This is a genomic window from Providencia zhijiangensis, assembly GCF_030315915.2.
GTDB lineage: Bacteria > Pseudomonadota > Gammaproteobacteria > Enterobacterales > Enterobacteriaceae > Providencia > Providencia zhijiangensis.
Window position 1 is genome coordinate 2,006,650 of sequence record NZ_CP135990.1, and the last position, 24,404, is coordinate 2,031,053.

Genomic DNA, 24,404 nt, shown 5'->3' on the forward strand with positions numbered 1-24,404 from the left:
ATGGAATTATACCCCATGGCACCGTGACGTAATCTAGAGGAGTATAGCGAACTTATTTACCTGCTTTAGCCGCTTCAGGTGCTTTGACTTCACCTGACTGTTTCACTTCACTCTTTTTAACTTCTTTTTTACCATGCTCTGCTTTGGCAACTTCGTGCGTTTTCACACCATGGTTTACATGTTCAGTTTTCGCAGTGGTATTTGCTAATGCAGCACCAGAAACAGCTAATGACAGAACAGTTGCGATTGCTAATAATTTTTTCATTTTGAACGCCTTATTTAAATTCAAACTAACGAGTAATTGGTATAAAACTTATATTTTGGTGTAGCTAAAAATTTAAATGGCTTTTTCGGCACTTTTATCTTTAGTTGCACTCACTTTTTTCTCAGTTTTCACTTTTGCGTGATGAGCTTTCGCTGAGTGATGAGCGGCAGCAATTGGCGCTACTGGCTCAGTTTTGGTTGTTGTATTTGCTAATGCAGCACCAGAAACAGCTAATGACAATACAGTTACGATTGCTAATAACTTTTTCATACTAAGTACCTTAAGATTAATTTATTAAGCAAGGATGTTCTTGCAAAACTAATAAATCATATCTGCCGATCATTTCGCAATAGGAGAATATTAAAGATTCTTAAATTTTTTATAGGTTATTTTAATGAATAAATATTTTAATTTTGTTGATGCTCCATTTACTATTGAAGATTAATTTTTAATCATTTTTTGACTTACGAATAAATTTACTTTTCCATACATATCAAATAGATAAATTAAAATAAATCTTGATGTTAATTTTTTGATTTTAAAAATCATCTTCATTCCAATTTATTTGATATCTATTCTTTCTTCATTTTTCTTTTAAATTTCACTTTTTACTTTACCAATTTAATAAAGTTTCTTTTTTTGAGGATGCATTGACTTTTATTTTTATCTAGAAAGAACTTTTTCTGTTTACTTCAAACAAAAAAGCCATTCAACTTTGAATGGCTTTAAACTCACTATATTCAATTTAAAAATTAGCAAACTCAGGAATAGGTTTACGTCCATGAGCCTCTAAAAAATCTAAAACGCGGCGTGGTGTGGTATTCAAAATTCGGGACTCTGGAAAATCGATGGATTTCAACATCTCAACCACTTCATCAAAACGTCCTAAATAACTGACATGATGTGAATCTGAGCCTAAAGCAACCCAACCACCTGCTTCTTTCACCGCTTTCGCTATTTCTATGCAGTTTTTCTTACTGCCCGCTCTAGAATGCAAGAAAGAGGAGTTATTCATCTCTAGTGCTACGTTGCACTCTTTAGCTGCTTGGGCAACGGCTTTTATATCAATGGGATATTTAGGGTTGCCGGGATGAGTAATAATTTGCACCTTTCCGCTACGAATAGTGGCGATCATCGCTTCCGTATTGTCTTCTAAACTCTGTGGTTCTAAAACAGGCTCATGGAAACCCGCTAAAATAATATCTAGATGACGAGCAATTTTTTCATTGCAGTCTGTCTCACCCTGCTTATTCTTAATGTTTGCTTCGATTCCATATAACAAACCAACACCATTAACAATGCGCGGCAATATCGGCATATTGCCAAAATGCCATTCATGTGGCGCATCTTGCATTTCAGGGCCATGATCGGTAATGGCAAATAGTTTCATTCCTCGAGTGGCAGCTTCCGCAAAGTATTCATTAACAGTACTAAATGCATGGGTGCTGGCGATGGTGTGCGCATGTAAATCAACTTGATACATAAAATATCCTTCTAATTCTTCTATTTGCCTTCTGACATGATTCAGATTGAAAAGGTTATCCCAAGCTAACATATCGCCATCAAGGATTCGATAACAATTCTGTTAAACCGCACTTATCGGATCTCTATTGTAGATTGCAGTTTATCTGATTCCCATTACACCAATAAAAAAACCCGCTTCATTTGAAGCGGGCTTCTATTAAAATGATATGGTTTAGTTCACTAAAATACGCTTATTGGTTGCGCCCCATAATATGGACATTTCAGTAAACAGTGCACCGCTAATATCTTCAACTTCTTCAGCGGTTATTTCCCCTTTCCCTTGCTTACCAAAGAAAACAACCTCATCCCCTGGCTGTACATTTTTAATATCAGTGACATCGACCATTACCGTGTTCATGGATGTTTTCCCAAGAACGGGTGCGCGCTGCCCATTAATTAAAACATGCCCTGCATTACTGAATACACGGCGGTAGCCATCCGCATAACCGACAGGGATGTTGGCTAATACAGAATCACGCTTCAACGTATACGTTCTGTCATAACCGACGGTATTTCCTTTCGGATAGTGATTCACCGCCGCAATATTCGATTTAAACGTCATCACGCGTTTGTAATCTTTAGTGGCAACCGTATCACCATAAAAAATGCCACCAACACGCACCATACCCAACCAGGATTCTGGTACGGTCAATGTTGCATAAGTATTCGCAACATGCAGAGTAACATCTTCACGTTTTAATCCTGTCACATTCAGAACTTGTTGAGACTCTTTTTTAAATTTGGCCAAATCTTTTCGGATTTGCGCCTCATCTTCTTCAGGATAATGAGACATAATCCCAACGATCTTTAAATTAGGTAACTGTGAGATGAGCTTAGCTTGCTCTAATCCTTCTGCGTTGCTGACTTCCAAACCATTTCGTGACATTCCTGCCGAGTTCAATGCAAGGTGAATCGGAATAACTTTGCCCTGTTTTGCTGCGATCGCATTTAAACGCTGCGCCATTTCCAAGTTACCAATTAATTCTTCTACATTAAATTCAGTGGCTTGAGCCATCTCTTTTTCAGTGGCGTTACGCACTCGCATTAAACGACCTTTAAAGCCTAAATCACGAACTTGCTTCAATTCTGTGTTGCTAGTTAGCCCAATACACTGAACATTATTTTCAATCATTACAGGGGTAACTAACGTCAGGTCATGCCCATATGCATCCCCTTTTAAAACGGCGCACATACCCGCTTTATCACCCAATAATGCTTGTACTTTCTTGATATTGTAATCCAATGCACTGTGAGAAATTTCTATCCACGCATTGTTAACTAGCGCAGGTTGAATTTGTGCAGATGGAGTTTCTATGATGTTGGTTTTCGCAGGTTGCTGACATGCAGTCGCCACCAGCAGAGGAAGAAGAGCAAGATATTTCAGACGAAATGCCACGTTGTTATCCTTAGCCATGGATCAGTGAGTTTCCCCTCACCTTTATTATTATGATTACGGGGAGTGAACATATACTTTCGATGTATATAGGCTACTGATAATAACAATATGAATTAATTGAACAAGCAACAATTGCTAAAATTTGAATAAAAAATCACTTTAAGTGAATTTAAAACAGAAAATTCACCCTGAAATTCCTTTTCTCTCGTCTTGTTTACCGCAATACAAGTACCTCTAAACTGCCTCAATAATGTTTTTTACGAGGCTGCTCTCATAATCATTTTTTCTGCTTTAAATTACCTTGTTCGGGGTATGTTTTTCTTTTTGGATAATATTATTCTGGGTGCGTTTGTGTTTGGGGCTTGTGTTTTAATCTTCAGCCTTGTTGGCTGTTCCGTTACCTCGTTTTTAACGCACGTTATTTTAACTAATAAGGGAAACTATGAATTGGATAATTCAAAAGATAATGAATCCTCTTACAGGAGGAGTTGGTTCTGCCCTAGCACTCAATGGTGCTATATCGCTTATCGTTCCATCACTGATTTTAACGACCACCAATATTTATATCCTAGCGGCCATACTCAGCGTTATTTTTATTTATATCTCGATAAAATATGATTGAGTTTTTTCATCCACAAACCACACAAGCACTCAGCATCTTTTACTTTACGCTCATTCTTGCTTACTTAATTATTCACCTTATTTGGGAGCATTTTGATAAGTTTGCCGAAGATTTTTCGTTAATTCGTTTACCTCAAAAGGTGACAGTTATTTACACCGCCGCCACCTTTGCGAGTAATCTATTTTTAGTCGTGATTATGTTTAACCTAGATAACCCACTCAAAAATGATAGCGTCATGATTTTACCGTTAAGCCTCGCAGGGTTAACTGGTCTATGCTATTCGTTAGGGGCTATTGTTCCGAGGAAGAAAATTCATCACACTTAAAGTTCAACATCAAGGACTTTAAGTGTGAAAAATCATCATAAAGTCCTTAATTTTGGACTTAACTTATGGTGATTTGACTATTAGAATATAAAGTCCTATATTTGGTACATTATTATGCATTTTTTGCATATTAAGTCCATATTAGAGGACTCTATGAATAGAAAAAAATCACCATTGGCCTATGCAGAGCAAATCGGCGAACGGCTAAAACAAGCAAGACTTAATCAAAATTTAACCCAAACAGAGTTGGCCCAATTTGTGGGTGTTTCACGCAAAACGATCATGGCCGCTGAAAAAGGTCATACTCAGCTAGAAATGTTTATTGCCATTATGATGGCGCTAAACCTAACTGAGCAATTAGACCTATTTTTACCTCCGCAACCAATATCCCCTATTCAACTGATGAAATTACAAGGTAAAAAGCGGCAACGTGCATCTGGCCAACGTGCTGACCATACTGATACTAAAGAGGAAGAATTAGAATGGTAATGGAAGTTATCGATGTATGTTACAAAAGTGAAAGCATTGGGGCATTAAGTTTTGACTCCTCTACAGGTCTTGGCGCCTTTGAATATTCCACGAAGTTTATTAAAAAAGGTATACAGCTGTCTCCGTTAAAAATGCCACTATCAAAACATATTTATCGTTTTCCACAACTCAACTATCAAACATTTAAAGGGTTACCTGGACTAATTGCCGATTCTTTACCTGATGATTTTGGTAATGCTGTCATGAATGCTTGGGTCGCAAGCCAAGGTAAATCAATTGACAGCATTACGCCTTTACAGCGCCTGCAATACACTGGCAAACGAGGAATGGGGGCATTGGAATACATCCCTGCAACCAAACTTCATAACAACAATACAAAAACCGACATTCAAATTGAGTCTCTTGTTGCTATTGCACAGGAAGTTCTCGATTTGCGTAGCAACTTTAATGTGGAATTAAGTCGCAACCATCAAGAAGATTCAGCTTCAATGATGGAGTTACTATCTGTAGGAATGAGTGCTGGTGGAGCAAGGCCTAAAGCTGTTCTCGCCTTTAATCATGATTTTACCCAAGTTCGCTCTGGTCAATCCGATATACCAGATAGTTTCACTCACTATTTAATGAAATTTGATGGTGTAAGTGAACACAATACAAACCAAGAAACATTTGGAGATCCTCTCGGTTATGGTGCCATGGAGTATGTCTATCACGTAATGGCGACACAATGCGGAGTCAATATGATGCCATGCCATTTATTAGATGAAGGCGCCAGACGGCATTTTATCACTCAGCGTTTCGATCGGATTGGTAATCAAAAGGTTCACGTACAGACCTTAAATGGTTTAGCCCATGTGGATTATAAAAACCCCGGTTCATTTTCCTACGCCGAACTATTTGGTATCGCCCGTGACTTACGTTTACCTGCAGATGATGCATTTCAGCTATTAAAACGAATGGCTTTTAACATTATCGCTCGCAATCATGATGATCATTCCAAAAATTTTGCATTTATGCTGAAAGATAATAAATGGATTTTAGCTCCCGCTTACGATCTAGCTTATAGTTATAAACCCGGTAGTAAATGGGTAAACAGTCATTGGATGAGCTTAAATGGAAAAAGAGATGATTTTACCCGTGAGGATTTTTATTCTTTAATCAAGCTCAGCCCTGCATTTAGCAAACAGAAAATCGACAATATTATCGATGAAACTCTAGATGTAGTTTCCAAATGGAAAAAACTTGCCAAAGAGTGGGATGTTCCTGCTGAATTAGCCGATGAAATAAATAAAAATTTGAGATTAAATATCTAATTCTTAGTTAATAAATCAGTTAGCTATACACTAAATTTTTGCATGTTTAACCCGTCAACTCATTCATAATAGTAAGCATACAAGACAAGGAAGAAGGAAGAATGATGACTAAGCGATGGATAAAAACCGTTCTGTTCATCAAATTAGTATTGCTATGGATATTTTCGTGGATCCCCTTTCCTGGCGGCGGAGGCATTCTTAATAATGCTATCGATCGTGCATATAAACGCGCGCTTAATGATTTTCGCAATAGTAAAATTGATGAAAAGAATGCTGAAATGAAGAAAAATGGCGTTAACCTCAAAAATCTAAATAAAAAGCTTTAATTTATTGCTTATCCCATCATCAACATGCCAAACATTTCGGTTCATCATTAATCCTAAATATACCGAACAATCTCAGCCACTCCCCAAAAAACAAAAAGGCACCAGTAAGTAACTGATGCCTTTAGTATTAATGATTTCTAAAAATCGCTATCGATTATAGATAAATCATTCCCACTCAATTGTTTTAGAGTCACATAACAAATTGATTTATATAAAACAAGATTAACCTAGTGGGTTGCGATACCGTCATCAATACCGTCACAATGAAAAATGAACAATATTTGAACAGTGATTTATCGATACGAACTGAGTAGTTTTTCTTTCTCAGCTAACTCAGTAATGCATAAATTAAGGGCCCTTGTGTTTTCATCGGCACGATTCGACTCACGCCCATAGACTTCAAGTGTTCTTCGTAGTTGTCTAGAAAGTTCACCGGTCTTTTCTCTTTCAGTTCTGCAGGTATCGGCGTTAATGGTACCATCAGTTTTTGCTTCCGTGGCACTGGATTCGTACTGCATCCTATCAAAGTGATTAAGAACACGCTCAAGCAGAGCGTCTGTGCGCATCGTAGCACGTTCTTTTTGTTCATTGTATATCACCACCCTATTTTGTTGTTCTTCGTCTGCCTGCTTGCGCTGGTCGATGTTAAACGCTAAGTCTTTCTCATCTTCCTGTTGCCCGGCAATCTGTTTTGTCATTTGCTGGTTATCAGAAAAAATGCCGCTAGCCATAAAACCAGCGGCAAATGAGACAGCCAGCGCAATTAATGCAATGGCTATTCTTTTCATTAGCGAACCCCGTTATGCTCTAAGCTAAAGTGATTACCGTCAGGGCGAGTTTTAAATCGACCGCCCCAACTACCACCTAGCGACTCCCAATATTCGCCAAGTTCTTTATAATCGCTGGTGGCTGTTAAATACTTACCACCTTTAAATAGGTTGAAATCAACCGCTAGACGCTGAGTATGCAAGCTATTTGAAATACCAGAACCATTAGCAGCATTTAGCTTTGCTTGCGCTTCCGTTCTAAATGCTTCACCGAACGTCAATTGATAGCCTTTATCCTGAGAAAAGATAATTAACTTAGCCACCATTCCAGTAAATCTATTTTGTTTATCTACCATAGACATTAGGATCACCCCACTTTTTTAAGTAATTGCATAACATTGCCACGCTTAGCAAACAGCGCAGCACAAAGGAAAGAGTTTGGAATAAGATTTTGAATACCAACCTGATAGGTTGGATCTAGATAGGAAAATACCGGTACCGAAATTGAGTACCCTAAGAATACCCACGCTAGCCAGCCACCTAATCGGCTATAGCCTTTATCTCCGCGTACGAAATAAAGCCCCCTAAAGAACATGATTAAGCAGATCAGTGCATTGATAATGAGTAGTGATTTATCGTATGTCATGGCCGTTACCTCCTTTCGGAATATCAGCTTTCTTATACAATTTGATACTGAGTTTTACAGAGAGAAGAGAGGCAACAAATGCCCCTAGAGCGTCAAGACTATCAACGTTATAGGCCTCTGGCTTAACGCCTATTAACCCAGTCATTGAAACGAAGATGGTAGCGAATGGACTGAACAATAGTAAACCAGCCCCTAAGCTTAAGAGTGCGAATACTGAACGGATAGCTAATGAAAATTCTGTTGCTGCTGTAGTGAAATAAATAGCGCCAAGAATCGCCCCCATCACAACCTCAGGAGGCAATCCAGAAAAGTAGCTGACAAATGATGCAAGGCCTAAACCTGTAACCGCTGTAGTGTTTTCATTCATGTGTAGCACCATGGTTGAGAAATAACCATGATACTACAGCATAAAAAGATAAACAAAAACTCATACATGATTTTAATTTTGCTTTATCTTGCTTTATATACTATCGGAATATATTGATGTATTATTTTTCAATTATTTATTCATTCGCTATGAGACTAAAATGAGTATTTTTTCATCTACTAGTAAAACTAAAAACAAAAACTATTCATCTGGAATTGATGGATTAAGAGCTATAGCAGTAATTATAGTGTTGCTTTTTCATTTAGGATTTAGCTCTGTACCTGGTGGATATGTTGGTGTTGATGTATTTTTTGTTATATCCGGATTTTTAATAACTGGGATAATTTATTCTAATATTGACAATAATAAATTTAGCTACATTGGATTTATGTCATCAAGAATATCAAGATTGTACCCAGCACTTATATTTACATTAATATTTGTTATTCTATTTTGTTTTCTACTTTACTCACCAGCTGATTTTGTACAAGTATCAAAGTCTGCCGTGTATGCAACATTTTCGCTATCTAATATTTTTTTTGCTGGAAGCTCAGGTTATTTTGACAATTCATCTGAAATTAACCCGCTATTACACACTTGGTCATTAGCTGTTGAGCAACAGTTTTATCTTGTTTGGCCAATAATAATTTTATTGTCATTCAGGGTGAATAAGAAATCAGTTCCTTATATTATAGCATTTGTGGCAGTAGCATCATTAGTTGCATCACAATGGGCAACTACAAATATGCAAGTTGAAGGGTACTACTGGACACCGTTTAGAATGTTTGAATTGGCATTAGGTGGGATTATATTCTTTATACCAAATAGACAAAGCCTACCTAGCATAATGAAAGAATTCATGATGATATCAGGGATTGCATTGATTTTATTTGGTGCTCTAACGTTCACGTCATCAACTCAATTCCCTGGTTTAAATGCCATGATCCCTGTATCAGGAGCAATGCTATGTATATTAGCTCATGATGCAAAATATGCTGGTATTATTGTAAATAACAAAATTAGTATTGTAGTAGGTTTAATTTCATACTCAGTGTATTTAATACACTGGCCATTGATTGTTTTTTATAAGTATTGGATTTTTAGAGAGCTAGAAACACTTGAAAAAATACTTATATTTTTCGCATCATTTTTCATTGCTTATTTTATGTATATTTACATTGAAAATAAATACAGAAAAATAAACTTGCAAAAAATATCAATGAAAAGCATTTCAATGGTTTCATCTATATTAATATGCGCCTTTTTGTTTTCATTTACTGTCATCAAAGATGGCTTTGTATGGAGAAGCAATGGGATTTCAGATGAAATGTTAACAGAAAAATATTCTGATAATATATATGGTGGTCATGGAATCCTTCAGAATACTGAAGTTAAGCTTGGTGATGAATCAAAAAATCCATCGTTTATTATTATGGGTGACAGTTACTCTAGGCAGTATGCTAATGCAATTTCAGTTAGCTTAAAGAAAAAAGGAATTTTAGCATATGGTTTTTTTAAGGACGGATGTTTTTTTTCGAACTCAACACCTCTTATCATAAGAGGAAAAACGAATGAGGAATGTGTTTTACTTGCTAAAAAAGCCATGAAATCATCCATTGAAAATAATATACCTATTATTTACGCTCAATCATGGCTTAATTATAGAGAAAAAGTATCTAAAGATGGCGTTAACGTTGATTTTCAATCAGATTTAGATTATGCAAATTTCAATATAAGTAATATCTTAGATATAAAGCAAAATATAAAAAATGAAATTATTATTATTGGTCTACCCCCAGTATCAGGATCTAATACTGGAAGTTCATCATGCATTACTAGACCAACATTTATAGAGCAGGAATGTAAAAATAAACTAACATCTGATTATGAAAGTAGAAACTCAGCTATAAATAAATTTATGAATGAAAGGTTAACATCTGAAGGAATAAAGTTCGTAAACCCATTTGACGTGCTATGCAATGACAATAAATGTTACATGCTTAGTGAAAAAGGTGAGCCGCTATATTCTGATGCGACTCACCTTTCAATATATGGCGCTAATGATGTTTGGAATAAAATATATGAATCAATTGAAAAATTAATATAATCATTATCTATGCACTGAGACCCATTTATATTTCACTATGACTGGGTCAATTGTTCCACCCATTGACAAAATTGTAAGATTTCCATTTGATACAGATAAAATAAATCTAGTATTTAGTTCATCTTTGTTTGATGGGGTTTCCATTTTTCTTCCAGCAGTTTGAGATATTGTTCCGTTACTAGAGTTTGCACAAACATCAAAGTATTGCCAATCGCTTGATTTTACTGATTTACATTCAACATAAAGTCTCCAGACACCTTTATCATTATCAAACCAAGGAGTGACTACGCCAGCAACTTTTCTCATATCACTTTCAGACACATTACCAACTGCTGGGGTTATAAGCCTTGCGTCTAAAGGTAAGCCATCAATCAATGAAACTCGACTATTAGTACCGTTATAGGTTCTAAGCTCACATCCTACATCCATACTCACATTAATGAATGAGTTTCCTGTCATTGAGTTTATTCCACCTTCATACTCTCTTAGCCCACCGCCAGCAAAAACATTGGATGAAATTATTGACGCTGATAATGTGCTTGGGCTTTCAAATGCTCTCCAGTATTGGCCATTATAGTCACCGCATTGTATGTCTACTACATTATTACTAATAACATTCCCAACTGGTGACTGTGAGTTTAGATATCCACCGTTACCTCTATTGCTTTCAGACCAAACACCAATAAACTGATCTTTCGCTGTAGTCTGATTATTTCGGATGGTATTTGCTACGAACGATGATATATCACCTTTGAAATACACCCCGTAGTTATTTACTGCACCATCATCAAATAATAAAGTATTTACAGCAATTACTGACCCAAACGTTGATAAATATTCATTAGTGTCTGAATTTGATAATGACATACATTTTAATGATACGTTTCTAAATGTATTACCGAAAATAACACTGCTAGTTACCCCAGCATATAAGTCGCATTCCGCACCAGATTTTAAATTTGTATTATGAAAATGGTTTCCGTAAATTTTTTGGTTATTAAACATACCTGAAAATTTAGCAATATCTTGATTATGTAATGAAGGCATATATACTTCAATGTCATTACCTGTTATTGAGGACCTTCCGAATCTCGGTGAATTTGCATTCATAATTTTAGTTGGATCCGCATTGTTTGTACTTGTGATCCCCCTAAGATAACTCCTTCCTGTTGCAATTATTTTATCAATCATCCCCTTGGACATTTTTATTTTATTGTCGGTTTTCACAACATCAACGTTATATCCGTATAACATGTCCGATGTTTCACCAATGTCAACTAAAACACAATTTTGTAATTTGTATTCGATGAGACTTGTTACTGGATCTTCCATCGTTACACCACACACGTAAGGGGTGTTTGATTTGCATGTAACAGCCTTAAACCTTGCTTTTTCAGCCTTGAAATAACAGTGCTCGCTTTTATTTGGCAAAAATATTTCATCAAAGTTAGCAGAGTCCAATACAATAAACCCTTCACTTTCGTCATCGCCTTTAATTTTGATGCCTTTGCCTAATGGAATGCCGCCCGTTGTTTTTACGTCAAAAGGGTTGTCTTGAATGACTGTTAGGCCTTTGGTTGCCGCAAGAGCCAAGAACTCGGTTATATCCTGCCCTTCTCTAGCACCAAAATTTAATATTGATCTCTCCTTTTCCACGCCCTGCCTAACCCAAACATAATTCGGGTCGGCACTTGGGAAAACAACCCAATTATCAACTTCAAAACTAGATGAGTCAGCGGAAAAGAACATCCCACCAGCCTTGTAAGGAGTGTCAACATAGAATCCTAGCACTGACTGTTGTTGGTAAATAAATTTTGGTGTAATTCCTTTTAATTCATCAATTGATAAACACGAACCAATTAAAGATTGACCATCGGCCATACCAAGTTGATGAAGCACATCAATTGCACTACCGCTAGCAGGAGCAACAACAATTGGCTTACCATCTTTATCAAACGTAAGCACATTACCAGCACGGTCATTAGCTTTAGGTAGTGCCACAATATCCATATCGTCAACGCGCAATGAACGCTTACTCTGCGATGAAATGGCATCCTTCATTGTTCCAAGATCAACAGCATCACTATCTTTCTTTGGTTTTCCTAAGTTCGAAATGCGATAACTTTTGGCATCGAACCAGTTTGCTAAAATGCTTGGGCGCTTTAGAAATAATGACAAGCTTCCCCATACGCGTTGCATAAGCATTGTCAGATAATCAAATGCATCTTCATGCGTTTCAGCTAAGAACTTACCTTGATTGCGAAATGAGGTTTCTTGAACGATTGGAATGATACGGGCAATGCTAATTTGATGTTTCTCAGCTAATGGCTTAGTTAAAATAACCTTGCCACCAGCTGACTTGTTAACACCAGTTACTGTGTAATCAGTGCCTAAACGCAGAGTTACAACGTTATCACCGTCTGCGTCTGACATTGTGACGTTTAAATTACTTGCCTTAAAAATCCTAAACTTATAATCAAAATCGGTTGTTACACCGTTTCCTACATATTCATTACTGCTGATTTCAGTTGAAACAGTCATGGCTATTCTCCACTTGGTTGAGTTCGTGTATGATAGCCTTTAAAAACCATTTCCGGAATTATGTTTACATTAATAACAAAAAGATAAACAAGAAGTTCATTTTTAGTTTACTGTTAAGTCTTACACACAACTTAGGTATCTAATATGAAAGATGTAATTAATTTTCCAGCACCCGATAACTATGCAGAAAAAGTTAATACCGAAACTGGAATAAAGGATTTGATGAGCAAGTCGAACGTAGAAGAACTGCTAAGAAAACTGGACAGTGAAGGATGTGATGTGAGCGCGGCACTCATTGAAATTACAGCAATGATGAATTACATAAATCTGAGTTTGAAGGTTAAAGAGAACATCAAGACGCATATTGAATATATCACTAACGAGTTAAACAAGTAATCGTTTAAGGTGATTTAAAGCACCTATACGTAGGTGCTTTTTTGTTTAACGCAGCCTTTCCATTGTGCCAGATGAACTTAGAAATTCGTTAACACCTTCTGCGTGTTCACTTATTTCTTTCATAGGCTTTCCTTCAGGTGACACAAGAACGTATGTATCATATGAACCGCCACCATCTTTATATTTATGCTTATTAGTTATCAAATAACCTGAGTATTTTCCTTCATTAATAACATAAAGAGAGTTTCCATCTGTTATAAATTCAATGTCATCACTAGTTACTGGGATATTATTAAGGGCATTTATAACCTTATCCCAATTTATTTTATGTATTGCACCAGATGTTGCCCATGCGCTAGTCATAAAATAAATACTGTTATCACCACTATAAAAAGAAACACTTCTTATATCATTAATATTTTCCTTTAGGTCGTTACCCGGAATTTCACCAACAATTTTCATGATTCCATCTGGTGTGCCTAGCATTAATGCTGTTCCAGTCAAAGACTTAGATGTAAATAAAACCATCTTATCATTAATTAACGCAAAGCTATTGATATCTAATTTACTCTTTGCGGCCATAACCGCTGGATAATTTATTTTATCTAAGCATAGATTATCTCCACTAATATTAAATCCTTTCATCTCTGACAGAGCACAACTAGCTGATATAGCTGAATTAACAACTAGCAGGCTTGCTGTTAATAATATTATTTTTAAGTTTATAAATTTCATTTAATCCTACTTAAGTTGTTCTTCTACCTGATTAAGTAATGGTGATAAATAGAAAAGGTTCTGAAATGGTAACAGTTTTCTTACCGACCTGACTTCTCTATCATCAAACTCACCATTCATAACACCTGCGGTAATATTTTGGATATCTCCACCAAGGTCAAATGTAGGGCCTAATAATGCACCGATACCATTACGACTCTGATAGCGTGATGCTGGTGGACCACCAAACATAGCGCTCATACCGTACGAACCACCGCTGAGATTTTCTAATATGTTATTAGGCTCACCTAGCCAGCCCATCATTCCAGACCAGTCCAAACCCTCTTTCACAAGATTAGCTGGTTCAGCATTAATTTCACGCCCTGCCATCATTGATTTTAATACATAAACCAATGAGCCCAATGAAATTTGTAACAGTGCACCGTAGTAGAATGAAGCATCACCAGACTGAATGCCAGACACTAACGCCCTATTGTGGGTACCAAAGAAGAAGGTTTTAAACTGCATCACAATCTTTCCTAGTTCGCTACTCATCATTAATGGAGTGTCGCCAATACCAGGTGTGATTACAGTCGTTCTAACATCTTTCAATACTGCCGCTTGGAAGGTTTCACGAACTACACGGTCATCCCATAAGTGACTATGACCAGTTAACATGCCGTCTAAATCTTCACCGTGCTTAGAGTATTGCTGAGCTATACGCTCTAACATATTTTTATCAACGCCAAGGTGAGCCAGCTTTTTTATTTCCTTGCTACTTAATGCATTACCAGCCGCCACCTCTTGCGCAGCTCTGAGTATCTTTGATTGTGTTACAACGCCAGTCCACATCTTCATTGTGTCTGTATATTGATTCATCAATGTGAAATTTCCGAACTTTTGTGATGACCATTCTAAACCTCGTTCAATAAAAGTGCGGCGAGCGTAGGGATCGTTAAGGTCAGCAATAACTTTAGAACGGCTAGATAACGCATATTCAAGGCCTATACCCATTTCACGCAAATCCGCTTTGGCAATCTTCATTGCGCTAATGTCGGTGAGCATTTTACCCAATGGTTTTAGTGCGCTACGCAAACCATGCTGCATAATAGGTCTGGCCATATCTGGCAATGATGAAATTGTCATGCCGCCAAGCAAACGTAAAAAGTTAACGTGACGAGCAATGCGACCAGCTCTGACAAAGAAACTTGATGGATCTTTAGGTGCGCCATAGGTACCTAATAACCTGTCACGCATGGCTCGAATATCGCGTAAATCAGCATCCCTTCTGGCTTCTAATTTGCCACGTTCTTTTGCGGTTTTAGATTCGGAAATTAACGTATTGTAATCATTAGTAATGGCTTTGATTTGTGCGTCCATATCCACTCGCCCAAACTGCGCCGTGAGCTCTATTTCTGGTGCTACTTGGCGAATATAGTTTTCCATTACGTAGTTAACATCTGACTCTAAAAAGTCTTTAATACGTTCATCTGGAATATTTAACGTACGTGATTTTGTGAAACCTGCACGCTTAGTTAATCCATCAGGGATCAGCTCACTAGGTACAATGCCAGATGGTGCTCCTATAATTTTATTAATGATATCATCCGCTGCTGCCTCAACCTCTTCACGCGCTAATGGTTCCATTCTGCGCAATGCTGCATGGCGACGATTATCATAGCGAGTTAGTGAATTTGCTTTACGTGTTAATTGGCGATACTCGTTTCTAAACTGGCGAGGATTATCTAAAATATCTAACGAACGCTGGTAAGAAGCCAGTTTATTTTCAGCCTCTTCAATACGCATGAGTTTGCGTTCTAATTGTTCCAGTTTTTTAGTTGGATTTTTTGCTTTACGTATTTCAATTTCTGCTGAAACAGTTTCTTTTTCTGCAACTAATTTGCGGTTCTTTTCTATCTCATCCATTAAAAGCTGTTTTTTACCAGACCAGCGTTCAGCCTCTTTTATTTCAGCGTTCAACTTTTCTGCTTGTGGTGCGGACGCTCTGGCCTGTTCTATTCCTGCATCGGCTTTAGCTAGACTAGATTCAGCTTTATAAACTGTGCGCTGATTCATTTCCTGTAACCAATCAGCAATAATATTTCTAAATTCAGCCCGATCATTCAGTATTTTGTCGAACTTATAAATGCGAGGAAAATAGCTTTCTGCTGTTGATACAGTTATCCCTTCACGCAAGATGCCAAGCTCAACCATGCGATCCTTGGTCTTTTCAACAATAGGACGCACCGCTCTTGCTGCTTCTGCGACTTCTGGTATTGCATGGCGATCATTATTGCGCATAGCATCACCAACTTGCTCACTAAACTCATATAAGCTTAATCGACTACCGTCACGCTCTTTGGCTTTTTTGCGATAGGTTTTATAAAAATCTTTGGTTGATTCAACTTGCTTATAAACAAGCGTTTCATAGCCTCTTACCTTGGTTTCTACAGCTGTAAACGAAGCAATACCTTCTTCATTTTTTGCAAAGGTAAAATTGTTCTCTGCAAGCTGCTGGTTAATTTGCCGTGCTGTTTTTGATGGTGACTGAGCTACTCGCCCAACAGGACTAACATTCATTGTTCTGTTAATAAATGATGGTCCTTTCAATGTTTCCTGTTCTAACGTGGTCTCAGGGACTTCCATTGCACCTACACTAGTATTATCAGGAATATTTTGTTGTATTGTCTGCTGTTCGCCTAACACATCATTTTTAAACTTACTGACTATCTGCCCTCTGTTTTTAACTAACTGAGCAGCAGAGCCAAGTAATCCACCTAACATAGCATCAAACGTTACGTTCAATGCGCTTTCTTCAAGCGTTCTAGTCTCTTGGGTAGCAGATAACGCCAATTCAGAAGCAACACCACCAAGCGCGTTAGAAACCGCAAATTTACTGGCGGTAGCTAATACATCCCCGCCACGCGCAATAGTACCTGCAGGTACCATCATTGCTGCTACGTTTATAGGATCAATTACCCCCATCGCTATGCTTGAAATTAATCCAGCTCCACCAGCATCTTGCAGCAATTGCCTATCTTGAATTTGTCTATTAATACGCTGTTTTATTGCTGATGTTTCCTCTGGTGATTTAGAGTGAATAAAAGCATCTGCAAAATCTTCATAGCCAGATAATGTGCGTTCATCATCGAATGGATTATAACCGTCTTGTTCTTCGAACTGATTAAAAGGCATGGTAGCGATTAAACTACCTACTGAGTTATCAATCCTAAATGCTGCATCACGTAGCCTAGAAACCTCATTTTTATCACTGAAAGGGTTTGCAGCATCAAGAATACCTACATCATTTGATTCACCATATTGAGGTTCAGGTTGTTTAATTGAAGCAATATCAGCGCCCATTACATCATTTGGATCCATTTCATAAATAGGCATGGCTATTCTCTCCCGAACATGGTGTTGAGTGTATTACTGAAGCCATAATCAATCGGATCAGGCTTAGCGTTACCTTCTAATATCTCACGCTCTTTCTTAGCCTCTTGATATGTTTTCTGGCGTTTATCCATAACCTCACGGTACATTGGTGATGATGATTGCTCAGGTTTAAAGCGTGATGGCATACCGCTATCACCAAGGAAAGGTGTAAACATAGGGATGCCGTCACTACCAGTTTGTTTTAGCATGATTGCATAACTGTAATCACGAGCTGTCACCGCATCAGGAACTAAAACAAATTCAGCATCGCCAGGCATGCCACCAAACACTTTAGATTTAAGCTGTTTTTGCTCTTCTTGCCATTGACCAATGATCCAGTTACCAGCACCGCTTTCATTAGTGCCGTAAACAGCTTCAGGAGCATAACGCATAACTTCATCTTTACCGTTTATTGATGTAACGCCCCATGTTTTCTTAACTTGTGCATCCGTCATTTTTTTAGCTAAATCAGGATCACCGCCAGTACTAGCAAAATTCGCATCATAAAGCGTTTGATAATCTCGCATATATTCACGGTTGCTAATGCTAGGCTTTGTAACATTAGGTGATGAGAAACCACCTAAGGCAAAGAAACTATTAATATTACCTTGCGCTGCTTTGTCTCTTTCTTTGCTATATTTCTTATCACGCATCTGTTCGGCGATAATCGCCTTGGTTCTATCGTTCTGCTCATAGGTTAGGTTGTATGCAATATCTATTGCCTTTTCACTATCCATACCTGATCGAGTTAAGTCATAGATTTTTCCATAGTAAGCCATGGCGTCAGTAGATAACCCATTAATAGCAGATGGATTATTATCAAATATCTGTCCGTACATTTTAGCCATTGGAATGACTAATTCAGGGTTTCTTGATGTTGAACCAGTCACCAGTTTTGATTTAATTTGCGATGGAATAATTCCAGTACGGCTAGATATTTCAGCTACTGCATTTAAACTATTCTCATCACGAATATTGAATGATGATTCGATACTGTTTGCAAAGTAGTTGTCTGCTGCATCCTGATTGCTTTTATCGTTAGGATCTAGCGGGAAGTTATTCTGTATAGATAACTGAAGACGATTTGCAGAAAACACCTTGTCTTGCGCTTTGATGTTGCTATCAACAAACTTACCGAATTTTTCCCAGCGCTGCATTTTACTTGCGTAATTGCTTTCAGATGGATCCGGCATGATGCTATTTAATAATGAGCGTTGAGCCTGTGGCGTCATATCTTTAGCTGCTGATATCAATCCAGCATATCGCTTAGCTTCTCGCATATCCGCTATCATTGCAGTGCCTTTGTCATAACCAAAAGCAGAAATAATAGTTTTTTCAGATGGCGCATTAGGTGCATCAAGACCGTTTTCCCATGCGGCGTAGGAATCAGAAATAGTAGTTCCAAGTTCAGTTTGTAATTGTTGCTGGCGTTGCTTGTCCATTTGCTCAGCTTGCTTTAAGTATTTTGCCTGGTCTGACTCGTCAAGTGCATCGAAAGCTACCGAACCAGTTAAGCGTTTTGGTTGGCGATCAGATTTAGGTAAACTTGTTAAACCTAATGCGCTCTGCATTCCATTCGATATCTGCTCTGGTGTATAGTCAATTTTATGGCCTTTATTCTCTTGCGTAATAATTGCCATAGTTATTTTTGTCAGGGTATTTAAATCGGTCAAATCAAGAGGAACATCCCTATCTACACCGATATATTCCGAAACAAACTTAATATATGCCTCAGTATCATTTTTATCTATTTTACCAGGTGGAGCCCACCGCGTGATGATCTGCTCAGGAGTTACATACCCTTGCCTTGAATAAGATAATAAGTTTTTACCTAGTGCCCTGATCCCATGCTCTGGTGTTTCAAATTGCACAAATCTCCCATCACTACCTAGCTGTCCAACCCAGTTGTTTTCTTTTGAAAATTCAATGTTGCCCGGGTTATTATTTCTTAACCCTCTTGCTTTTCTCTTGTCATCGCCATTTTGAGAATAAAAATAATCCTGCTGATTGTGCAGGCTTTCTGCGTATGCCGTTGCATCATCCGGGTTATCAAAAACGCCTAAATGGTTTCCTGTTTCTTCAAAGAGTGCGATAGCTTCATCATCAGAAAGCAATCGACCATCATCACTGACAGTTGGAATTAATACTTCGCCCTGGTCGGTACCAATTGAAATAGTCCTTACCGTACTAATCGAACCGTCTTTATTTTTAACAGTTGGTCTGTTAAGTAAATTGATGTTGCCCTGCTCAACCATACCTTTGGTTGAACCAACTGAACCGCCGTAATACGCTGATGAACGACTGACACCGCCGTTATCTGATGGCTCCCCATTCTGCTGCATAAACTGCATATAATCAGAGCCTATCTGATTTTCAATGGCTCTCTTTGCTGTAGCTGTTTTAAACTCTTGCTTTTCTGCAATAATTTTTTCATCACTCCAGCCACGAGCCAACCCATACTCTTCAATTTGATTAAACACTTGGCGATGTGCTGATACATAAGCATTATTATCAGCATACAAAGCGGACGCTGATTCCGAATTTATTTTTTTTGTTGCTTCGTATTGCTCCTGTTCAAATGATTGAATTTGCCCCATTTCATGCTTATTAGCCTGAGAGCTAAACTGCAATCGCATTTCTTTTGCTTGCTGTGCAAACATGCTTTTTATTGCATCATCCTGCAACGTTACTGCTATTTCACCAGCGGCATTATCAAATGCTTGCTCAAACTCATAACCTTTACCAATGGCATTTTTACCTTGCTTAGCAAGTAAGCCATTGCGCGGATCGTTCATCAGTTCATTGGCTTTTTGTCTAAGCTGCAATGATGCATCTTGTGCCAGAGCCACATTAGCCCGTTGCTTCGCTTCAGCGAATACACCAGCATATTGCTCAGCAACTTGACCAATACCCGCCCCGAAATGCTCAGGGCTAGATTGAACGCTAAAGCCATTATTTGGCAACGGTGATGAACTAACCTGTTGTTCTTTATACGTTGGTACAATTGGCATGCATCACCCCTTAGAAGCTAAAGCGATTTGTACCGCTTTTCTTTGCAATATCGAATAGGTTATTACTAGAACTACCGCTTGCAGCCTTAGTCGCTGTACCCGAGAATGGATTCCATGTACCGCCAGCCATTTGATAAGCACCATAAGCTTTAAGTGGAGTGGTAAGTAATGTTTGCATCATGCCATTATTGCCTTGTTTTTTAGCCATTTCACCCTGTAGCCTATCATTCGCAGCTTGCATTCTTAGCCCGTACGCTTCACGTTGAGCGTTATTAACCATGGTTAAGGCATCTAGCTCCCCCATTGCAGCAGTATCACCAAAAATATCAAGAGCACCTGACGAACTTAAATCAAGGCCACTCGCTGACATTGCCGCAGCCTGTGACCCAGCTAATTGCCGCGTGCGTGAACGCTGTTTCTCTGCTTCGGCATTACCACGATTGATAGAATCATTTGCTGCTTGCTCATTTATCTGAGCGTTAGTTTCTGCCATTTGCGATTGAAACTTAGCATCTTTACTTTGTGATGTTGCCTGTAGTAATGATGAGCCGATAGCAATCCCTGCCATTACAAACATTGGGTTACACATTATTTAGCCCTCATCGTGAATTTGTGAAATGGATAATTAAGTGCGCCAATAGGCTGTGCATCTTCTAACTTAAACCCTAACCAATGCAGCCAACTCTTAGCAACGTAATTGCGCTCATCAACGTAATTAAGTAGTTCAGGATAGATATGCAGCATTAAACCAACGAATGGCTTGCAGCGGCGTAGAAAAGCTTTTTGATGCCTCTCTAAAATATCTGAACCAACTAACCAGGGGATCCCAACTCCACCAATAATGGACGCCGGAGACACACCAAAGATAGCCGCTACTTCACCATTGAAAATGGCGGCCCATGATTTTGTAGATAGTCTGATGCCTGATGCTAAAACCTCATCAGGCGTTGATAAGTTCATTGCATAGAATTCATCGATATCAGCCTGTCTAACATGCGGTACCAATGCTTTAGCGTGATCTAATGTTGCAGGTACGATTTGAACAATGCTCTTCGCCATATTAGAAGCCCCCCACATCTAAACGAGGTATAACCGCTAAGATAGATAGAGGTAATGGATCAGACTGTCTGACATACACACGGCCGTTTTTGCTCCATTGTGCATCAAGGTTAATTTCGACTACGCCAGTAGCGTCATCAACCGGGTTATCATAGAACTCGAATTCACGCTGTGGATATTCATATAGTCGGTCTTTTTCGGTACCAGCAAATATCCCTCGGCTTGAATTGACAATAAGGCTTGCCGTCTTAACCAGTTTCTTTTTGTCGAGTAGCGTTTCTTGTCCATTGATATGAATATCTAAGGTTTCCATATCACTCACGTACGGTAAGCCGATGTGAACAACTACCGCCGGCTCTTCCAGCATTACAGAACCGCCGGAGACTTTTTGCTGAGGTAATACGTTTGCATCGGCTAAAATGCTGGTGCTTTTACCTTCGATATGTTGTAAGCCTTCAAAACGGAAACGCGCAAAGCCCCATTCGCTTAACGGCTTATCCTGTAGCAATTCAGGCACATCACGATTAGGTGACACCCTCACACCATGAGTAGTAAAAAACTCAGTAATTTCACAGCGTAGTGTTTTCTGTTCGTCATTCTCAAAGTAAGGTAAGTGAATAGCGTTACCGATATCACTCTCTTTAAAAATGGCATTACTGGCGGTTATGGCGATATCACCTTCGTACGTCCAGTTATCGACGGTAGTTAGAATTACAGTGCTAGTCTCATCCTTATTTCTGCCGTCATAACTTAGGCCTGAATCAACAAAGAAAGCGTCTTCTGTCTTAGTAAATAAACGGCTACTTAATCGCTCTATATAACGTACGGTACCGCCACCAACTTTACGGCATACAATGAAGTAAACCGCATCTTCATTGCCTTCACTGATGCTACATGTTGATTCAAATTGCCCGTCAGTGTCTTGTGGTGCCCAAGCAAATACTTGCTGCTCTCTTAAGTACGTTAGTGAAAGTAATTTACCGTCGTCACGAATACACCAGGCGATTGAGTAAGGAACGATAGTGAATGCCCAATCAATAATCTGGTGGCGCTGAAACAGGTGATTAGCCATGATGGTAAGGTCAGTGCCTTGGTACCCATCAACGTCGAATGAATACGCTAGATCACGCACTGCGCTACCTTTTTCTTGGATGTACAAAGCAATATTGGCAACAGAAATCGGAGGTACATCGCTACAACCATTGGCACCTTGCGAGGAGAAAGAGAAACTACTAGGCGTTAATACTTTGTTCTGATCCCCAGTGATTTGATACTCACCACCAGAGGTTAAAGCCACCAGCGAACCCACATCAATTAAGTGACGAATTTCATTAACTTGGCGCCCTGCATAGGTATAGATGATACGGTCATCATCTTGTATAGGGTTATTCTTGCCAAAGTCTTTATAGTCCCCACTACGGCTAGCCCAAATGGTTTGTGGATATGCGCGGGAACCAGCAAAAAATAAGCGCTGCTGATAATACATAACGGTGCTTGGGTAGCCGTCTACATCATTCCAAACCGAACGCGCCCATTTGTATGTGGCATTGCTTTCACCAACTGCGTTTGATGGAATGTAAGAAATAACTTTGCCAGTTGCTGTTAAGCCGTCAGCACTGACAGAATTGATTTTAACAATACCAAATCCACTATGAAGGTATTCCCACTGGATCCCTGTATCACCGCCCCATCCATCCCAGCTCATACCTTCTGTATGTGACGGCCTCAATGTTCCGCTTTTACCTGATGTGTTTGCTCTGTAGTAATTAGAACCGGCACGGCGCTGATCATTCTTATTGGTTGTTTTATCCGTTTCCCACACAGGAACAGCATCAACCTCCTGCTGCTCTATATAGATTTGCTTACCGACCAACTCAGCGCCAAAAATATTATGAGTTGCAGTTAGTGTCACCTCGCCAGTGCTAGCGCTAACGTAAACCTTTCGCTCTTTATCAACATTGATATCTTCGAATGGACCATTACGCGTTTCAACGGGTACCAGCTTCCAATCGTCATGATCATAGCGCTGTAGTTCCATTGGTGGATAATCAGCATGTACGATGGTCATTACGTCTGCTGACTGCGTGAATTTTAAGTTGAATAGGTCAGCTTCTTTGTATTGCGTAGCTAGTTCGAATACTTCACCTTTATGCTCACCATCTGCATAAAGTACCTGCCCACCGTCTTTAATGACACGCATGTACTTATCACCCATTTCAAGGGCGTATGTTTGCACTGTGCTGAATTGGAACGGGATCAGGCGGCATTTCTTGTTAGGGTATTTTGCCGCTGCAATAAACTTGGTACCCGGTCTATTTTCAATGCCGCCATATTGCCGCACGAGAAAGTTTTCACACTTCCGCAAAGCGGTTGAGTACTTCGCTAAGTCGATGCGACCATAAAGGCTAGGTGCGATTTCGCCACCAGAAAAACTAGGTTGAATAATGCTATATGCCATTACGATATCCTCGCTTCTGTGAAAGGATCCATGTAGTCATTAGGCTCAGAAGATTCATCGAGAGAATGAGCACCGGCGCTAGCAATCGCCATGGTGTACATTTGGAATGCTTCACTACCAATGCCAGCGTTAGAAGCCAATGGGCGTGCAAGCTCCCCAGCTAAGCGCCATGCAAGCGCATCAATGAATAGAGAATCAAACATATTCACGTCAGTTACTGATGCAACGTATTGGAGCCATGCTTGCGGTTGATCACAATAAATAAGCTTCCCTGTGCCGCTCACATCAGATCCAACAATGAATTGAATTGCATTATTTGGCTGTGGATATTTCTGGCCAGATTGAATAATCGCTATTGCCTTTAAACAGTCAGTTGGGTAGCTATAGGCAAACTTCCAGTCCGGTGGCGGGTTATTGGTATCAGCTAACGCAACACGCTTACTTGCAAAATTCCATGGAAAATCAGACAGAACAGTGTCACGGCAATGACCGTAATGTAGATTGCATTGCTCGGCTTCTTTGCTCTTTTCGCTAAGGCTGTTAATGAACCGGCTGTTACCAATCCGGCTAAGCGCCATATTGCAGATTTCAATTTCTGAGGCCATTAGAGTTACTCCAAAAGAAAAAGGGGCTTTCGCCCCCTTTA

At 38.9% G+C, this 24,404-nt stretch carries 22 protein-coding genes; 6 read left to right on the forward strand and 16 right to left on the reverse strand.

Annotation, left to right across the window (positions count from 1 at the left end; all coding sequences use genetic code 11):
* Positions 1-52 precede the first annotated feature (52 nt).
* The 4 genes from QS795_RS09175 to alr all read right to left on the reverse strand — a co-directional run bounded on the left by QS795_RS09175 (position 53) and on the right by alr (position 3,185).
* A complete protein-coding gene (locus QS795_RS09175) occupies positions 53-265 on the reverse strand; it encodes an acid-shock protein (protein WP_154599210.1) in 213 nt (70 codons plus the stop codon).
* Between the two features lie 72 nt (positions 266-337).
* Positions 338-535: an acid-shock protein gene (locus QS795_RS09180; RefSeq protein WP_286271233.1), complete on the reverse strand. Its 198-nt coding sequence runs from the start codon at positions 533-535 to the stop codon at positions 338-340.
* Between the two features lie 475 nt (positions 536-1,010).
* On the reverse strand, positions 1,011-1,748 hold the full coding sequence (locus tag QS795_RS09185) for a phosphatase (protein ID WP_286271234.1): 738 nt from the start codon (positions 1,746-1,748) through the stop codon (positions 1,011-1,013).
* Positions 1,749-1,961: 213 nt separating this feature from the next.
* Entirely contained in the window at positions 1,962-3,185 is a 1,224-nt protein-coding gene (gene alr / locus QS795_RS09190; protein ID WP_286271321.1) for an alanine racemase, read from the reverse strand.
* Positions 3,186-3,799: 614 nt separating this feature from the next.
* On the opposite strand from alr, the gene QS795_RS09195 reads away from it, so the two are divergent.
* The 4 genes from QS795_RS09195 to QS795_RS09210 all read left to right on the forward strand — a co-directional run bounded on the left by QS795_RS09195 (position 3,800) and on the right by QS795_RS09210 (position 6,257).
* Positions 3,800-4,132 (forward strand): hypothetical protein, encoded by a 333-nt coding sequence (locus QS795_RS09195; protein ID WP_286271236.1) that lies wholly within the window; start codon positions 3,800-3,802, stop codon positions 4,130-4,132.
* A gap of 153 nt (positions 4,133-4,285) precedes the next feature.
* Positions 4,286-4,621 carry a helix-turn-helix transcriptional regulator gene (locus QS795_RS09200; RefSeq protein WP_154603668.1) on the forward strand — a complete coding sequence of 112 codons (336 nt, stop codon included), beginning with the start codon at positions 4,286-4,288 and terminating at the stop codon, positions 4,619-4,621.
* Positions 4,615-5,931 (forward strand): type II toxin-antitoxin system HipA family toxin, encoded by a 1,317-nt coding sequence (locus QS795_RS09205; RefSeq protein ID WP_286271238.1) that lies wholly within the window; start codon positions 4,615-4,617, stop codon positions 5,929-5,931. Before QS795_RS09200 ends, QS795_RS09205 begins: the two co-directional genes overlap by 7 nt.
* Positions 5,932-6,032: 101 nt before the next feature.
* The gene (locus QS795_RS09210) at positions 6,033-6,257 is read left to right on the forward strand and encodes a hypothetical protein (RefSeq protein WP_286271239.1); all 225 of its coding nucleotides are present in this window, start codon (positions 6,033-6,035) and stop codon (positions 6,255-6,257) included.
* A gap of 293 nt (positions 6,258-6,550) precedes the next feature.
* Here the strand turns inward: QS795_RS09210 and QS795_RS09215 are convergent, their stop codons facing one another.
* Genes QS795_RS09215 through QS795_RS09230 form a run of 4 tightly spaced genes read right to left on the reverse strand, consistent with a single transcriptional unit; the run spans position 6,551 to position 8,037 of the window.
* Complete coding sequence (locus tag QS795_RS09215; RefSeq protein WP_286271240.1) at positions 6,551-7,045, reverse strand: hypothetical protein; 495 nt, start codon at positions 7,043-7,045, stop codon at positions 6,551-6,553.
* Positions 7,045-7,386, reverse strand: a complete 342-nt coding sequence (locus tag QS795_RS09220) for a M15 family metallopeptidase (protein ID WP_286271242.1) — start codon at positions 7,384-7,386, stop codon at positions 7,045-7,047. Before QS795_RS09220 ends, QS795_RS09215 begins: the two co-directional genes overlap by 1 nt.
* Positions 7,387-7,391: 5 nt before the next feature.
* Positions 7,392-7,670, reverse strand: coding sequence for a phage holin family protein (locus QS795_RS09225; protein WP_006658813.1), 279 nt, complete (start codon positions 7,668-7,670; stop codon positions 7,392-7,394).
* A complete protein-coding gene (locus QS795_RS09230) occupies positions 7,657-8,037 on the reverse strand; it encodes a putative holin (protein ID WP_286271245.1) in 381 nt (126 codons plus the stop codon). Before QS795_RS09230 ends, QS795_RS09225 begins: the two co-directional genes overlap by 14 nt.
* Positions 8,038-8,197: 160 nt before the next feature.
* Between QS795_RS09230 and QS795_RS09235 the strand changes: the two genes are divergently transcribed.
* On the forward strand, positions 8,198-10,144 hold the full coding sequence (locus QS795_RS09235) for an acyltransferase family protein (RefSeq protein ID WP_286271247.1): 1,947 nt from the start codon (positions 8,198-8,200) through the stop codon (positions 10,142-10,144).
* 3 nt (positions 10,145-10,147) lie between these two features.
* Here QS795_RS09235 and QS795_RS09240 read toward each other — a convergent pair whose 3' ends face one another.
* A complete protein-coding gene (locus QS795_RS09240; protein ID WP_286271249.1) occupies positions 10,148-12,685 on the reverse strand; it encodes a hypothetical protein in 2,538 nt (845 codons plus the stop codon).
* A 144-nt stretch (positions 12,686-12,829) separates the two neighbouring features.
* On the opposite strand from QS795_RS09240, the gene QS795_RS09245 reads away from it, so the two are divergent.
* The gene (locus QS795_RS09245; RefSeq protein ID WP_286271251.1) at positions 12,830-13,081 is read left to right on the forward strand and encodes a hypothetical protein; all 252 of its coding nucleotides are present in this window, start codon (positions 12,830-12,832) and stop codon (positions 13,079-13,081) included.
* Positions 13,082-13,126: 45 nt separating this feature from the next.
* Here the strand turns inward: QS795_RS09245 and QS795_RS09250 are convergent, their stop codons facing one another.
* The 7 genes from QS795_RS09250 to QS795_RS09280 are packed head-to-tail and all read right to left on the reverse strand — an operon-like array spanning position 13,127 to position 24,363.
* On the reverse strand, positions 13,127-13,816 hold the full coding sequence (locus QS795_RS09250) for a hypothetical protein (RefSeq protein WP_286271253.1): 690 nt from the start codon (positions 13,814-13,816) through the stop codon (positions 13,127-13,129).
* A 6-nt stretch (positions 13,817-13,822) separates the two neighbouring features.
* On the reverse strand, positions 13,823-17,191 hold the full coding sequence (locus tag QS795_RS09255; RefSeq protein ID WP_286271254.1) for a hypothetical protein: 3,369 nt from the start codon (positions 17,189-17,191) through the stop codon (positions 13,823-13,825).
* A 2-nt stretch (positions 17,192-17,193) separates the two neighbouring features.
* The gene (locus QS795_RS09260; protein ID WP_286271256.1) at positions 17,194-20,241 is read right to left on the reverse strand and encodes a hypothetical protein; all 3,048 of its coding nucleotides are present in this window, start codon (positions 20,239-20,241) and stop codon (positions 17,194-17,196) included.
* Between the two features lie 10 nt (positions 20,242-20,251).
* Positions 20,252-20,830 (reverse strand): virion core protein, T7 gp14 family, encoded by a 579-nt coding sequence (locus QS795_RS09265; protein WP_286271257.1) that lies wholly within the window; start codon positions 20,828-20,830, stop codon positions 20,252-20,254.
* Positions 20,830-21,318, reverse strand: a complete 489-nt coding sequence (locus QS795_RS09270) for a hypothetical protein (RefSeq protein WP_286271259.1) — start codon at positions 21,316-21,318, stop codon at positions 20,830-20,832. Before QS795_RS09270 ends, QS795_RS09265 begins: the two co-directional genes overlap by 1 nt.
* Entirely contained in the window at positions 21,302-23,758 is a 2,457-nt protein-coding gene (locus tag QS795_RS09275; protein ID WP_286271261.1) for a phage tail protein, read from the reverse strand. Before QS795_RS09275 ends, QS795_RS09270 begins: the two co-directional genes overlap by 17 nt.
* A complete protein-coding gene (locus tag QS795_RS09280; protein ID WP_006658824.1) occupies positions 23,758-24,363 on the reverse strand; it encodes a phage connector family protein in 606 nt (201 codons plus the stop codon). The genes QS795_RS09275 and QS795_RS09280 overlap by 1 nt, the downstream gene beginning before the upstream one ends.
* Positions 24,364-24,404 lie beyond the last annotated feature (41 nt).